Annotated in this window: 10 protein-coding genes; 8 read left to right on the forward strand and 2 right to left on the reverse strand. The window is 70.2% G+C overall.

The annotated features are described in order from the left end of the window. Positions 1 to 3 precede the first annotated feature (3 nt). From ACFSVL_RS24555 to ACFSVL_RS24570, 4 genes are all read left to right on the forward strand, one after another. On the forward strand, positions 4 to 1,338 hold the full coding sequence (locus ACFSVL_RS24555) for an MFS transporter (protein WP_378307888.1): 1,335 nt from the start codon (positions 4 to 6) through the stop codon (positions 1,336 to 1,338). 26 nt (positions 1,339 to 1,364) lie between these two features. After that, positions 1,365 to 3,422: a hydantoinase/oxoprolinase family protein gene (locus ACFSVL_RS24560; protein WP_378307889.1), complete on the forward strand. Its 2,058-nt coding sequence runs from the start codon at positions 1,365 to 1,367 to the stop codon at positions 3,420 to 3,422. Continuing rightward, positions 3,419 to 5,008: a hydantoinase B/oxoprolinase family protein gene (locus ACFSVL_RS24565; RefSeq protein ID WP_378307890.1), complete on the forward strand. Its 1,590-nt coding sequence runs from the start codon at positions 3,419 to 3,421 to the stop codon at positions 5,006 to 5,008. The genes ACFSVL_RS24560 and ACFSVL_RS24565 overlap by 4 nt, the downstream gene beginning before the upstream one ends. 94 nt (positions 5,009 to 5,102) lie before the next feature. After that, positions 5,103 to 5,948, forward strand: a complete 846-nt coding sequence (locus ACFSVL_RS24570) for an alpha/beta fold hydrolase (protein WP_378307891.1) — start codon at positions 5,103 to 5,105, stop codon at positions 5,946 to 5,948. A 297-nt stretch (positions 5,949 to 6,245) separates the two neighbouring features. Here the strand turns inward: ACFSVL_RS24570 and ACFSVL_RS24575 are convergent, their stop codons facing one another. Continuing rightward, positions 6,246 to 6,830 carry a TetR/AcrR family transcriptional regulator gene (locus ACFSVL_RS24575; protein ID WP_378307892.1) on the reverse strand — a complete coding sequence of 195 codons (585 nt, stop codon included), beginning with the start codon at positions 6,828 to 6,830 and terminating at the stop codon, positions 6,246 to 6,248. A gap of 81 nt (positions 6,831 to 6,911) precedes the next feature. Here ACFSVL_RS24575 and ACFSVL_RS24580 point away from each other — a divergent pair, with 81 nt between their 5' ends. The 4 genes from ACFSVL_RS24580 to ACFSVL_RS24595 all read left to right on the forward strand — a co-directional run bounded on the left by ACFSVL_RS24580 (position 6,912) and on the right by ACFSVL_RS24595 (position 13,262). Further along, positions 6,912 to 7,151, forward strand: a complete 240-nt coding sequence (locus ACFSVL_RS24580; RefSeq protein ID WP_378307893.1) for a hypothetical protein — start codon at positions 6,912 to 6,914, stop codon at positions 7,149 to 7,151. A 105-nt stretch (positions 7,152 to 7,256) separates the two neighbouring features. After that, positions 7,257 to 8,048: a BPL-N domain-containing protein gene (locus ACFSVL_RS24585; RefSeq protein WP_378307894.1), complete on the forward strand. Its 792-nt coding sequence runs from the start codon at positions 7,257 to 7,259 to the stop codon at positions 8,046 to 8,048. Positions 8,049 to 8,146: 98 nt separating this feature from the next. Then, positions 8,147 to 12,685: a DUF7927 domain-containing protein gene (locus ACFSVL_RS24590; protein WP_378307895.1), complete on the forward strand. Its 4,539-nt coding sequence runs from the start codon at positions 8,147 to 8,149 to the stop codon at positions 12,683 to 12,685. A gap of 43 nt (positions 12,686 to 12,728) precedes the next feature. Then, positions 12,729 to 13,262, forward strand: coding sequence for an AAA family ATPase (locus ACFSVL_RS24595; RefSeq protein WP_378307896.1), 534 nt, complete (start codon positions 12,729 to 12,731; stop codon positions 13,260 to 13,262). Positions 13,263 to 13,269: 7 nt separating this feature from the next. Here ACFSVL_RS24595 and ACFSVL_RS24600 read toward each other — a convergent pair whose 3' ends face one another. Beyond that, positions 13,270 to 13,857 carry a hypothetical protein gene (locus ACFSVL_RS24600; protein WP_378307897.1) on the reverse strand — a complete coding sequence of 196 codons (588 nt, stop codon included), beginning with the start codon at positions 13,855 to 13,857 and terminating at the stop codon, positions 13,270 to 13,272. Positions 13,858 to 13,908 lie beyond the last annotated feature (51 nt).

Here is a 13,908-nt window from a genome sequence, read left to right on the forward strand (position 1 = left end):
GCCATGGCCGCCCCGCACGAGCCCGCCCCGCCCGCCGCCGCCTCGCCGACCGTCGGCGACGTCTGCACCGGGATGCGGCTGACCCGACGGCATTGGCTCGCCGGTTCGGTGCTGTTCTTCGCCTTCGTCGTCGAGGCGTGGGAACAGGTCGGGCTGGTCTACGTCTCGAACGGGATCGCGGACGAATTCGGCGTGGACAACACGAAACTGGGCTGGGCGCTGTCCGCGGTCGCGTTCGGCATGGTGCCCGGCGCGCTGTTGTGGGGCGGGCTGATCGACCGGCTCGGCCGCCGTCGCGTGACGGTCGCGAGCCTCCTGATCTACGCGGTGCTCGCGCTGGCCGCGGGGCTTTCTCCGGCGTTCTGGCCGTTTGTGGTGCTGCGGTTCCTGTCCGGGGTCGCGTTCGGCGGGGTTTACGCGGTCACCTTCCCGTATTTTCTCGAACTGCTTCCCACCGCGCGTCGCGGCCAGGGCGCGGTCGCGCTCAGCATCGGCTTTCCCATCGGCACGCTCTTGTGCATCGGGGTGAGCCAGTCGCTCGGCACGATCAGCTGGCGTGCGGTCGCGGTGGTCGCCGCGCTGGCCGGGCTGTGGGCGTTCGCCGTGCGGCGCTGGGTTCCGGAATCGCCGTACTGGCTCGCCCGGCGCGGGCGGCACGCGGAAGCCGCCACGGTGCTGCGCGGCCTCGGTGCCGAAATTCCGGCGGGCACCACGTTTTCCGTCGAGGACGCGGATCGCAAGGCGGGCGCGGTGCGCAACCTGTTCCGTTCGCCGGTGCGGCGGCGGTTCCTGCCGCTGCTGCTCACGTCGTTCACCTTCAGCTGGGGTTATTGGGGGCTGCAGACATGGCTGCCGGTCCTGCTGCAGAACCGCGGGCTGAGCGTGTCCGGGGCGCTGTGGTTCGTCGCGGTGACGCAGGTCGTGTCCGTCCCCGGCTACCTGCTCGCCGCGTGGCTGACCCGCCGCCACGGCCGTAAGCGGATCTTCCTGCTTTTCGCGCTCGCCTCGGCGCTCGGCGGCGTGCTGTTCGGTCTCGCCACCGGTTCCGCGCAGCTGTACGCGGGCAACCTGATCCTCGCGTTCTTCTCGCTCGGTGCGTGGGGCATCTGGAACACCTGGTCGGCCGAGGTGCTGCCGACCGGGCTGCGCGGCGTCGGCTATTCCTGGTCCACCTCGGCGATCCTGCTGGCGAACACCGTCTCGGTGCCGGTGATCGGCGCGATGATGGACCACGGCGTGGCGTCGTCGCTGACTATCGCGTCGATCGTGGCCTTCCTCGTCGTCGCGCTGCTCGCCGTCCTTCCGCTGCCCGAGACCGAGGGTCGCGCGCTCACCTGATTTCCGTTATCCGACAAGGAGTTCTCATGACCTACCGGGTCGCCATGGACATCGGCGGCACCTTCACCGACGTGGTCGTCCACGACGGCGCGACGCAGCGGCTGCGCGCGGGCAAGGTGCTCACCACTCCCGACGACCTCGCGCGCGGCGTTTTCGGTGCGCTGGAAGGGTTCGACCTGCCGTTCGCGGACATCGAGTTTTTCGTGCACGGCACCACGCAGGGGCTGAACGCGCTGCTGGAACGGCGCGGCGCGAAGGTGCTGATCCTGACCACGCGGGGGATCGGCGACGTCTACCGGATCGCGCGCGGCAACCGGAACCGGCTGTTCGACCTGCATTACCGCAAGCCGGAGCCGCTCGTCGGGCCGGAAGCGGTCGCGGAGGTGGCCGGACGGCTCGACGCGACCGGCGCGGAACTCGAACCGCTCGACGAGGACGCCGCGCGGCTGGTCGCGAAACGCGTGCGCGAAGAGGGTTTCGAGGCGGTCGCGGTGTGTTTCCTGTTCTCCTACCTGGATTCCGGGCACGAACGCCGCGCCGGCGAGATCCTGCGCGCCGAACTCGGCGACGACGCACTGGTCGTGCTGTCCCACGAGGTCGCGCCGGAATGGCGGGAGTACGAGCGCACGTCGACCGCGGTGCTCGAGGCCTACACCGGACCGTCCGTGCACCGTTACCTCGACCGCATCGAGGGGCGGTTCACCGAGAAGGGCCTGCACGTCCCGGTGCACGTCATGCAGTCGTCCGGCGGCCTGGTCAACGCCGGGTTCGCGCGGCGGCATCCGTTGCAGACGCTGCTGTCCGGGCCGGTCGGCGGCACGATGGGCGGCGTCGCGGCGGCGAAGCTGCTCAACCGGCCAGACCTGATCTGCGTCGACATGGGCGGCACGTCGTTCGACGTCTCGCTGGTGATGGACTACGCGGCCGACGTTTCGCCGGACGGCGAGGCGGAGGGTTTCCCGTTGCTGATGCCGCTGGTCAATCTGCACACGGTCGGCGCGGGCGGCGGTTCGCTCGCCTACGCCGAGGGCGACGCGCTGCGCGTCGGGCCCGAGTCGGCGGGCGCGGTGCCCGGTCCGGCGTGCTACGGCCGCGGCGGCACGCAGGCGACGGTCACCGACGCGAACTGCGTGCTCGGCCGGGTCGATCCCGAGTCGTTCGCGGGCGGGGGCATGCCGCTCGACCTCGACGCCGCGCACACCGCGGTCGCGACGCTCGCCGGGCACCTCGGCCTGGGCACGGTCGAACTGGCGTCAGGGATCTGCGACGTCGGCAACGCCAAGATGGCACAGGCGATCCGCACCCTGACCGTCGAGCACGGCCGCGAGCCGGGCCAGTTCGCGCTGCTCGCGTTCGGCGGCGCGGGACCGATGCACGCGGCGTTCATCGCGCGGGAAATCGGCATCACCGAGGTGATCGTGCCGCGGTTCCCGGGCGCGTTCTCCGCGTGGGGCATGCTCGAAGCCGACGTCCGGCGGGACTTCACCATGCAGTTCTTCGCCAACGGAGCCGAACTCGACACCCGCGCCCTGCGCACGGCACTCGACTCGCTGCGCGACCAGGCACTGGAAGCGTTGCGGGAACAGGGAATTCCCGAGGACCGCCGGTCCGTGACGCACGGCGTCGACATGCGGTACGAAAGCCAGGACTACACCCTGACCGTGCCGATCCTGGACGACGATCCGGTCGACAGCCCGGACTTCCTGCCCGCCGTCGAGGCCCGCTTCGCCGAGATCCACCACCAGCGTTACGGCCACGCGACGCCCGGCGCCCCGGTGCAGTTCGTCGCGCTCCGCACCACCGGCCACGGCGTCGTCGACCGTGCCGCGGCGGCGGCCGAAGCGATCGCCGAACGCCCGGATCCGGTGGTCCGCGACGTCGTTTTCGACGGAAAACCGGTGCCGACCACGATCGTGGCGCGCTCGTCGCTCGCCCCCGGCGCCCGGCTGGCCGGGCCCGCGATCGTGCACGAGGAAACCGCCACCACGGTCGTCCCGCCGGACGCCGGACTCGCCGTCGACGACCACGGCTTCCTGATCGTCACCCTCGCGGCCGCCGAACACCTGCAGGAGGAACGCGCGTGAGCATCAGCCCCGTCACCACCGAAATCATCCGCTCGGCGCTGATCCAGGCGGCCGAGGACATGAACATGACCCTGATCCGGTCGTCGTACACGCCGACGATCTACGAGGGCAAGGACTGCGCGGTCGCGCTGCTGGACCGGCGCCACCGCGTCCTCGGCCAGTCGTCCGGGCTGCCGATCTTCCTGGGGAACCTGGAAATCTGCACCAGCTACACCGAAGAGCGGTTCGGCGCGGACGTCTGGCAGCCCGGCGACGTGTGGGTGCTCAACGACTCCTACATCGGCGGCACGCACCTCAACGACTGCACGGTGTACGCGCCGATCTTCGTCAGCGACGAGCTGGTCGGCTTCGCGGCTTCGCGCGCGCACTGGATCGACATGGGTTCCAAGGATCCCGGCGGTTCGATGGACTCCACGAACATCTACCAAGAAGGCCTCCGGATGGGGCCGACGCGGATCGTCGCGGGCGGGGTCGAATGCGCCGACGTCCTGCGGCTGATCGAGACGAACGTGCGGTTCCCGTACGTGACCCTCGGCGACATGCGCGCGCAGATCGCGTGCGCCCGGATGGGCGTGCGCCGGCTCGGCGAGCTGTTCGCCCGCTACGGCGCGGAAACCGTCGACGCCGCGCGTGAGCAGATCTTCGCCCAGACCGAACGGCTGGAACGCGAACGCATCGCGGCCATCCCGGACGGCGAGTACGAGGCGACCGGCTACCTCGACAACGACGCGATCGACCCGGACACGCCGCTGAAGGTGCGCGTGCGGGTGGTCGTGGCGGGGGAGTCGATGACGATCGACCTCACCGACTGCGCCGACCAGGCCACCGGTCCGGTGAATTGCGGCCGCTCCCAAGCGGTTTCCGCCGCGCGGGTCGGCTACAAGCTGCTGATCTCGCCGCAGGTGAGCCTCAACGGCGGTTCGTTCGCGCCGCTGGACGTGCAGGTGCGCGACGGGTCGATGCTCGGCGCGCGGGAGCCGGCCGCGTGCCAGTACTACTACTCCAGCCTCGGCATGCTGATCGACCTCGTCGTGGCCGCGCTCGCGCCCGCGATGCCGGACCGGGTCGCCGCGGCCAGCTACGGCGATTCGATGATCGTGCAGTTCGCCGGGGACCATCCGCGCACCGGGGAGCCGTTCGTGACTCTGGAGGCGACCGTCGGCGGCTGGGGCGCGTGGGACGGCGGCGACGGCGAAACGGCGCTGATCAACAACGTCAACGGCTCGCTGCGGGACCTGCCGGTGGAGGTCGTCGAAACGCTGTATCCGGTGCGGGTGAACGAATACCGCATCCGGGCCGGCTCGGGCGGCGCGGGCCGGTGGCGCGGCGGCGATGGCGTGGTCCGCGAGTACGTGATGGAAGCGGACCAGGATTTGTCGCTGTGGTGGGAACGCTCGGTGACTCCCGCGTGGGGTCTGTTCGGCGGCTCAGCAGGGGCACCGCCGCGAGTGGTGCTCAACCCCGGCAAGCCGGACGCGCGGGAGATGCTGAAGGTCAACAGCCTCCGCGTGCGTCGGGGCGACGTGCTGCGCTGCGAATCCGGCGGGGGAGGGGGATACGGGACGCCGGAAGCTGCTGGCGCGTAACGGAAGCGGTGCGGACGGGTGCTGCTGGACAGCGATATGACTCTCGGGTAACTTACTGAGGGTCAGTCGCTCCGCGAGTGAAGGAGGCCCGGCCGTGCCCACCGCCAGCCGCATCAGCTCGGTCGACCACGACGGGCTCGCCTTCGACGTGCGCGACACCGGTCCGCAGGACGGCGAGGTCGTCGTTCTCCTGCACGGGTTCCCGCAGACCGGTGCTTCGTGGGCGGAGGTCGCCTCGCTGCTCAACGAACGGGGCTACCGCACGATCGTGCCCGACCAGCGGGGCTACTCGCGCTGCGCCCGCCCGAAGGGACGTTTCGCGTACCGGTCGAGCCGGCTCGTCGCCGACACCGCCGCGGTGATCCGCGCGGCCGGGGGCGGGCCGGTGCATCTGGCCGGGCACGACTGGGGAGCCAACGCCGCGTGGGCGACCGCGGCGCGGCACCCCGAGCTGGTCCGGTCGCTGACGACGGTGTCGGTCCCGCACGCCGGGGCGTTCGCACGCGCGATGCTGACCAGCGACCAGCTCGTCCGGTCGTACTACATGTTCTTCTTCCATCTCCCGTGGCTGCCCGAGTTCGCGATCCGGCGCTGGCCCCGGCTGCTGGACCGCACGCTCGCCGGGACCGGGATGACCCCGGCCCAGATCGCCGCGGTGCACCGCGAAATCGTGCACGGCGGCGCGCTGACCGGCGGGCTGAACTGGTACCGCGCGATGTTCCTGGTGAGCCCGGCGAGCCTGCGGGCCCGGGTGCCGGCGCGGACGACGCACGTCTGGAGCGACGGGGACCAGGCGCTGTCCCGGCGGAGCGCCGAACTCGCCGGACAGTACGTCGACGGCGAGTACCGGCTGGAGATCCTGCCGGGCGTGAGCCATTGGATTCCGGAGGAGGCGCCCGAGAGACTGGCGGAGATCATCGACCGCACCGCCGGTCACTGATCCCGCCAACCGGGGTATCCCGAGCTGCGCGCAAGCCGCAATGCCCGGAACTTAAGGCGGCGCGATGGGTGCGGTTTGAGGTGCGTCCGCCCAGGCTGAACGGGATTGTCGTCCGTGAAGGACTCCTTGAGGGAATCAGATTCCCTCAAGGAGTCCTTCACGGACCTGAAGACGGTCAGCAGGCGTTGACGCCACGCGGCTTAAGTTCCTGGCATTGGCGCGCAAGCCGCGTCCCGATGGCTCGGACAGGAACCGGGCTGAGCATCCCGGCGGAGTTGCCTTGTCCGGCAACGGGTTTCAGGCCCAGAGATGCCTGGTCTGCCTGCGCAGCTCCGCGACGGCCGACTCCGGCGTGTGCCTGCCGAGCAGCACCTGCAGCGTCAGCCCGTCCGCGAGCGTCAGCACAGCGTCGACCTCCTGCCGGAGGTCGAGCCCGGTCCGCACCTCGCCGCTGTCCTGGGCCGCCTTCAGCAGGACGGTGAGCATCTCGGTGAGCCCGGCGTAGTGCTCCTCGTGCGCGGCCGCCAGTGCCGGGTCGACCACCGCCTGCGCGGTGAACGCGATCCACACCCGCGCGCTGACGAGCCCCGGATCGTCCACCGCGAGGAGCGCGGTCAGTGCCTGCTCCAGCATGACGGCCGCCGCCCCGTCGCCGATGCGCGCCCGCGCCCGGGCCGCGACCTCGCGGTTCACGTGCTCCTGCGCGAACAGCAGCATTTCGGCCTTGGTACGGAAGCATCGTTGCACCGCGCCCATCGAGACGCCGGCTTCGGTGGCCACCTCGCGCAACGTCACGCTCTCCAGCCCGCGCGTGCTGACCAGCGAGCACACCGCGTCGGCTAGGTGTGCTCGCCTGCTGTCGTGATCGACCTGTTTCGGCATGGCCCCATGCTAGGCGATGCGTCTGCATCGGATCGATGCTAGGGTTTCGATGCAAGCGCATCGAAACGGGGGTTTTTCCTGATGGCGGTACAGCGGGGCAGCAAGCAGGCGCAAGGCGCGCGGGTGCTGCTGGGCGTGATTCTGTTCGTGCAGGGCTTCGGCTCGGCGATCACCGAGGCGGGCTGGGGGACGAGCTTCGGAGTGGCGGGCCTGCTGCGGTGGGCGGGGGTGCCGCAGTGGGCGGACCTGGTGCTCGGCGCGGCGGGTGCGGTGCTGCTGATCTGGGCGCTGGTCGTGTGGCGAGGGCGGAAGGCGGGGTGAGTGTCCGATGTGGACCGCCAGGGGGTTGGCACTGCCGGTGCCAAAAGCGCTACCGTTGTTAAACGCTAGCGGTTAGTGCCATAGCGGTGAACCTGAGGAGGGTCCGTGCACCTGAGCGCCGCTCGACGTCCGGCCGTGCTGCTGGCTGGTCTTCTCTCGGTCGTCCTGGTGCTGGCCGTGGGTTGCAGCCAGCCGAAAGCCGGCGCCGAAGCTCCGCCGCGCAGTGCCGAGCCGCCGCTCGCGCTGGTGTACAACGGGCCGCAGGGGTGCGACGAATGCGGGCCCGCCGTGGCCGAGTTGCTGCGGCGGGCGCCGCAGCATTACCGGGTCGAGTACGTGGGTCCGGGCACCGGGAAGCCGCTCACCGCGGCCACGCTGGCCGAAGCGCAGTTGTACGTCCAGCCCGGCGGCGGCCAGGACCTCGACCGGACCTGGCAGGACCTGCGCGGTTCCGCGGACGCGCTCCGCGATTGGGTCCGCAAGGGCGGCAGCTACCTCGGCTTGTGCTTCGGCGGTTATCTGGCGGGCCGCGATCCCGGGTTCGGGCTGCTGCCCGGCGACACCCACGGGTACGCCGGTTCGCCCGGCTCCACGGTTCCGGACGATCGCGACACCGTCCTGGAAGTCAGCTGGCGCGGAAAGCCGCGGCACATGTACTTCCAGGACGGGCCCGCGTTCCGGCTGGACGACGGGGCCGACGCCGCGGTGCTGGCGACCTACTCCAACGGGGCGGCCGCGGTGGTCGTGGCCCCGTACGGGAAGGGCCGGGTCGGGGTCAGCGGGCCGCATCCGGAAGCCGACGCTTCCTGGTACGAGGAGAAAGGGCTCGCCAACCCCGACGGCGTCCGCCTGGACCTGGCTTACGAGTTGATTCAGGAGACGGTCGCGCGGAACTGAGGAAAAAGCGCCGCGAAACGTTTTTCGCGGGGGGACTCAAGCGGGTGAGATCGCGTTTTCGAGTTGTCGGCGGCGGGGCACGTTGATTCGATGCGATCATGGTGCGGTCGGCGGTTCGGCGCTTCGCGGTACAGGTCCTGGTGACGGCGCTCGCGGTGTCCGGCGTGGCGGTGGGCACGGCGGCCCCGGCGGCGGCGCAGACGTGGCCGGTCGAAGGCGAGCAGAGTCCGTCCGCATTCGACTGCGACCATCTTTATTACAGCAATTTCCGCTCGGGCATGCAGTTCCGCACCGATGCCGCCGGGGACGCCGAGATCCAGAACACGGTCATCAGCAAACGCGCGGGCGGCGGGCTGCCGGATTACTGGTCGACCAATATGGCGCTCGGCAAGGACCCCGACAGCGGCCGTCCGGCGGCGTTCTATTCCAGTTACACCAGCGCGAACCGCACGCTGTACAAGCACGTTTCCGGCACTGACCAGGTCACCGACCAGATCGCCGGCGGCGAGACCCGGCAGCTGCCCGCAGGGGTGAACTGGGGCGGTCTCGCCGCGGATCCGAACACGGGGATGCTGTTCGGCGCGCAGAACGGCGGCGCGCCGAAGCTGTTCGGGATGGACCTGTCCACCGGCGCGACGACGGTCTGGACCAGGGGCTCGAACCTGACGCCGGTGCCGTCGAACGATCCGGTTTTCCTCGGCGGATCACTGGTGCCCGACCTGTTCGTGGACGACGAGGGCGGCGCGTACTACGGCATTTCCTACGGCGGCTCGACGTATGTCTATCGGCTCGATCCGGCGACCGGGACCACGACGCGGGCCGTCCAGGTCACCGGGCGGGGGTCGGCCAACGGGTTCAACAACTACGGAATGGCGTACTTCCACGGTTCGATCTACCTCGGGTACTACGGCGGCGCACTGTACAAAGTGGACCCGCGCACCGGCGCGTCGACGCTGGTGCCCGGCGGCAACGCCCAGGACAACCAGGTCGGGCGGGTCAAGTCCGAGTCCGGCGGCTCGTGGCCGATCACCGACCTGGCCAGCTGTTCGATCGCGCCGAACCTGACGTCGAAGCTCGTCGTGCGCAAGACCGCGAGCGAGCAGACCGCGAAGCCGGGGGACACCGTCCGGTACACGGTCACGGTCACCAACGAGGGCGACGGACCCGCACCGGCCGCTCAGCTGTCCGACGACCTGTCCGCCGTCCTCGACGACGCCACCTACAACAACGACGCCGCCACCACGACCGGCGGCACGCCGACGCCGACGCAACCCGGCTACGACGGCCGCAAGCTCACCTGGACGGGCGCGATCGCGCCGGGCGACACCGTCACCATGACGTATTCGGTGACCGTCGGATCACCGCCGGGCGGGGACAAGAAGCTGGCCAACGTCGTGACGGTTCCGGAAAGCAACTGCGCTCAGGACTCGCCGGATCCGGCGTGTTCGACGGCAGTGCCGATCACGACGCTCAAGATCGCCAAACACGCCTCGCCCGCCGATCCGAGTCCGGGGAGCGTCGTGACCTATACGGTCACGGTGACCAATGACGGACAGGCCACGTGGGCTGGGGCGAACGTAACGGACGACCTGACCGACGTGCTCGACGATGCGGCCTACAACAACGACGCCCGGGCAACGGGATCCGGCACCGTCGAGTACGACCAAGCAGGACGCGCGCTGCGCTGGACCGGTGACGTCGCGGCGGGCGCCACGGTCACCATCACGTACACGGTGACGGTGGCCGACCCGCCGCAAGGAAACCGTCGCCTGACCAACTGGGTCGTGGGCCCGGACGGCTCGAACTGCGGCCCGGACCCGGCGTGTACGACGGACGAACCGATTTCCGGCGTGGTGATCCGGAAATCCGCCTCGCCCGCCACCGCGAAACCGGGCGACACCGTCACGTACACGATCACCGCCGAGAACATCGGCGGCGCGACGGCGACCGCGGTCCGTCTTTCCGACGACCTGACCGGCGTGCTCGACGACGCCGTCTACAACGGCGATGCCACGGCCGCCCCGGCGGCCACGCAGCCGGCATACGACCCGGACACGGCGAAACTGACGTGGACCGGCGACATTCCCGCCGCCCAGACCGTCACGATCCGCTACACCGTCACCGTCCACTCGCCGCCGCGCGGGGACCACAAGCTGCGCAACGCGGTGACCGGCCCGGCCGACTCGAACTGTGCTCCGAAGAGCGCCGACCCGGACTGCGTCACCGAAACCCCGATCGGCGCGCTCGAAATCAAGAAGACCGTGGACAAGACCGACGCCAAGCCCGGGGAGCGAGTCAGCTACACCGTGACCGTGCGCAATATCGGCGAGGCCGCCTATCCCGGGGCGACGTTCGCCGACGACCTCTCCGGCGTCCTCGACGACGCGACGTGGAACAACGACGCGACCGCCACCTCTGGTGCTGTGTCCTTCGCCGCCCCGCGGTTGCGCTGGGAAGGAGACGTCGCGGCAGGTGCCACCGTGACCGTCCGCTACTCCGTCACGGTCGGCAGCCCGCCCGCCGGTGACCACCGTCTGCGCAATGTTGTCACCGGGCCGGACGGTTCGACCTGCGATACCTGCACTACGGATACCGGCATCGGCGCGCTCGAACTGTCGAAGACCGCTTCACCCGCGACCGCGCAGCCCGGTGACAAGGTCACGTACACCGTGACCGCCCGAAACCCGGGCAGCGGAACCTATCGAGGCGCGAGCTTCACCGACGACCTGAGCCGAGTCCTGGACGACGCGGCCTACAACGACGACGCCACCGCCACCTTGGGCACGGTCAACTACGCCGAACCCACCCTGACCTGGACGGCCGACCTGCCCGCGGGCGCGACCGCGACGATCACCTACTCGGTCACCGTCAGCACAGCGCCTGACGGGGACAGCGAACTCCGCAACGGGATCACCGGGCCGCCCGATTCCGGTTGCCCGCCCGGAAACACCGACCCGGACTGCAATCCGGTCACCCCGGTCGCCCGCCTGCACGTCAAGAAGACCGCGGCCCCGTCCGACCCACGCCCCGGCGACACCGTCACCTACACCGTCCTGGTGGCCAACGACGGCAAGGCGGCCTACCGCGATGCGACCGTCACGGACGACCTCACCGGCGTCCTCGACGACGCGACCTACGGCAACGACGCACGAGCGACCACCGGCACAACCGCTTACACCGCACCAAAACTGACCTGGACCGGCGACGTCGAAGCAGGCGCGACGGTGACGATCACCTACACCGTCACCGTGCACGATCCGCCACGCGGCGACAAGAAGCTCGCCAACGCGGTCACCGGCGGCGGCAACTGCCCGCCCGGCGCGCACGATCCGGACTGCGGGACGGTCACGCCGCTGCCCGCGCTGAAGATCACGAAGAGCGCGACCCCGGCGGAGATCAAAACCGGCGACCGGGTCAGCTACACGATCACCGTCCAGAACGTCGGCGAGGCCGACTACCGGTCCGCGTCGTTCGCCGACAATCTCGCGGGCGTGCTCGACGACGCGACGTACAACGGCGATGCCAAGGCGGACACCGGCACCGTCGCGGTCGCGCCGCCGAACCTGACGTGGACCGGAAACCTGGCCAAGGGCGCCACCGCGACCATCACGTATTCCGTCACTGTCACCAACGCCGGCGACCACCGGCTCGTCAACACCGTGACCGGGACCGGGTCGAACTGCCCGGAGGGCTCGACCGATCCGGATTGCCGCGTCGTGCTGCCGAAACCGCACCTGCGGATCACCAAGACCGCGGATCCGGCGGTTGCCACACCTGGCGGGAAGGTCGCTTACACGGTGACCGTGCGCAACGTCGGCGAGGCGGCGCAGCCGGACGCGTCGTTCACCGATGACCTGTCCGGCGTGCTGGACGACGCCGCGTACAACGAGGATGCCACGGCGACCGGCGGGACTGTCCACTTTGTTCACCCGCGGCTGCAGTGGACCGGCTCGGTTGCGGCGGGCGCGGAGGTCACCATCAAGTATTCGGTGACCGTCGGGGATCCGCCGCGCGGGGACCGGATCCTGCGCAACGCCGTCACCAGCCCGGACGACACGAACTGCCAGCCCCGAGATCCGGCTTGCGGCACCGAAACCCCGGTGCGGTCCATGACCGTCACGAAGCGCGCGGGCGTGGCGACGGCGAAGCCGGGGGAGAAGGTCACCTACACCGTCGACCTCGTCAACACCGGCACCGCCGCATATCCGGACGCGGCGTTCGTCGATGACCTCGCCGACGTCCTGGACGATGCCAGCTACAACCAGGACGCCAAGGCCACCAGCGGAACCGTCGAGCAGACCGGCTCGCGGCTGACCTGGCACGGGACACTGGCGGTCGGCCAGACCGTCACGGTCACCTACTCGATCACCGTCAAACCCGAGACTGCTGCCGGGCGGCATCTGCGCAACGTCGTGGTCTCGCCGAATCCGGGCACGAGCTGTGTGACCGGTGCCGAACCTGGTTGTACGACGGACACTCCAGTGACTCCGGGGACCCCGCCTACGGGTCCGGCGGGCACACCGCCGCTGGCCACGACCGGCACGCCGGTCCGGGATCTCTTGTTCGGCGCGCTTTTCAGCCTGCTCAGCGGTTTCGTGCTGATGGTGTCGGCACGGCGGCGGAGGCAGCGGCGCTGAAAATCGCTGGCGGACCGGCCGTGAAGCAGGAAGGGTCGCCGGCGTGACGATCTTCCTGGTGACCGGCATCCAAGCGGCCGGAAAGTCGACGGTGGCGCAGGCGCTCGCCGAACGGCTGCCGAAGTCCGTGCACGTGCGCGGGGACGCGTTCCGGCGGATGGTGGTCAACGGCCGGGCCGAGATGGGCCCGGCCGATCCGCCCGCCGAGGCGATCCGCCAGCTACGGCTCCGCTACGCGCTCGCGGCCCAGGTCGCCGACGGGTACGCGGCCGCCGGGTTCGACGTGGTGCTGCAGGACATCGTGCTCGGCGAACACCTGACCGAGATGGTCGGCGCGCTCCGGACGAGGCCGTGTTACGTCGTGGTTCTCGCGCCGAGCATCGAGGTGGTGGCGCAGCGAGAGGCGGCGCGCGGGAAGGTGGCGTACCAGCCGGGCGACACCGGGATCGCCGGGCTGGACGCCTACCTCCGCGAGGAGACCCCGCACATCGGGCTCTGGCTGGACACCTCGGAGCTGACCGTCGAGGAGACTGTCACCGAGATTCTCGCCCGGGCCGAAGCCGAGGCGGCGGTCTGACCGGGCGTCAGTTCGGCGGCTGCTGCGGCCCTTCGCCCGGGTTGGGCTGCGGCGGCTGGGAGTAACCGGACTGCTGCCCGGGATCCGGCTGCGGATAACCCGGCTGCGGCTGACCGGGCTGGGGCTGGCCCGGCTGCGGCTGGGCGGGATAGCCAGGCTGCGCGTAGCCGGGCTGCGGATACCCGGGCTGGCCGTACCCGCCCTGCGGAGCGAACCCCGGCTGCCCGGCCATCGGATACCCGCCCGGCGCGAAACCGGGCTGCGCCGCCCGTTTGCCCTTCACGACGGCGAGCACGACCAGCAGCCACGACAGCACCTCGAGCAGGCTGAGCGGGATGCTGACGGCCATGATGATCGTCGACATCTCGTCGCTGCTCAGGTGATCCGAGGCCATCCAGGACGCCACGTCCGACAGCATGAGCTGCCAGGCGATGCCCAGCGCCGTGGTGACGAGCATGACCGAGAAGGCGGCCACCATCAGCCCGGAGCCGCCCCGCGAGCGCCGGCTGGCCGAGAGGATCAGGCCGATGAGCCCCACGATCAACAGCAATGCCCGCGGGATGATCTCGAGGATCGTGTAGGTGAAGGTCGTCATACCTGCTCTCCGCTCAAGGAACGTCAGGCAGATCCTAGGGCGCGGCCATGC

The organism is Amycolatopsis silviterrae (assembly GCF_042684085.1).
Taxonomy (GTDB): domain Bacteria; phylum Actinomycetota; class Actinomycetes; order Mycobacteriales; family Pseudonocardiaceae; genus Amycolatopsis; species Amycolatopsis silviterrae.

Excerpts from the sequence above, each read along its gene's own strand:
- ACFSVL_RS24600 (WP_378307897.1), bottom strand. The coding sequence starts at position 13,857 with ATGACGACCTTCACCTACACGATCCTCGAGATCATCCCGCGGGCATTG.
- ACFSVL_RS24575 (WP_378307892.1), bottom strand. The coding sequence starts at position 6,830 with ATGCCGAAACAGGTCGATCACGACAGCAGGCGAGCACACCTAGCCGAC.
- ACFSVL_RS24580 (WP_378307893.1), top strand. The coding sequence starts at position 6,912 with ATGGCGGTACAGCGGGGCAGCAAGCAGGCGCAAGGCGCGCGGGTGCTG.
- ACFSVL_RS24560 (WP_378307889.1), top strand. The coding sequence starts at position 1,365 with ATGACCTACCGGGTCGCCATGGACATCGGCGGCACCTTCACCGACGTG.
- ACFSVL_RS24555 (WP_378307888.1), top strand. The coding sequence starts at position 4 with ATGGCCGCCCCGCACGAGCCCGCCCCGCCCGCCGCCGCCTCGCCGACC.
- ACFSVL_RS24590 (WP_378307895.1), top strand. The coding sequence starts at position 8,147 with ATGGTGCGGTCGGCGGTTCGGCGCTTCGCGGTACAGGTCCTGGTGACG.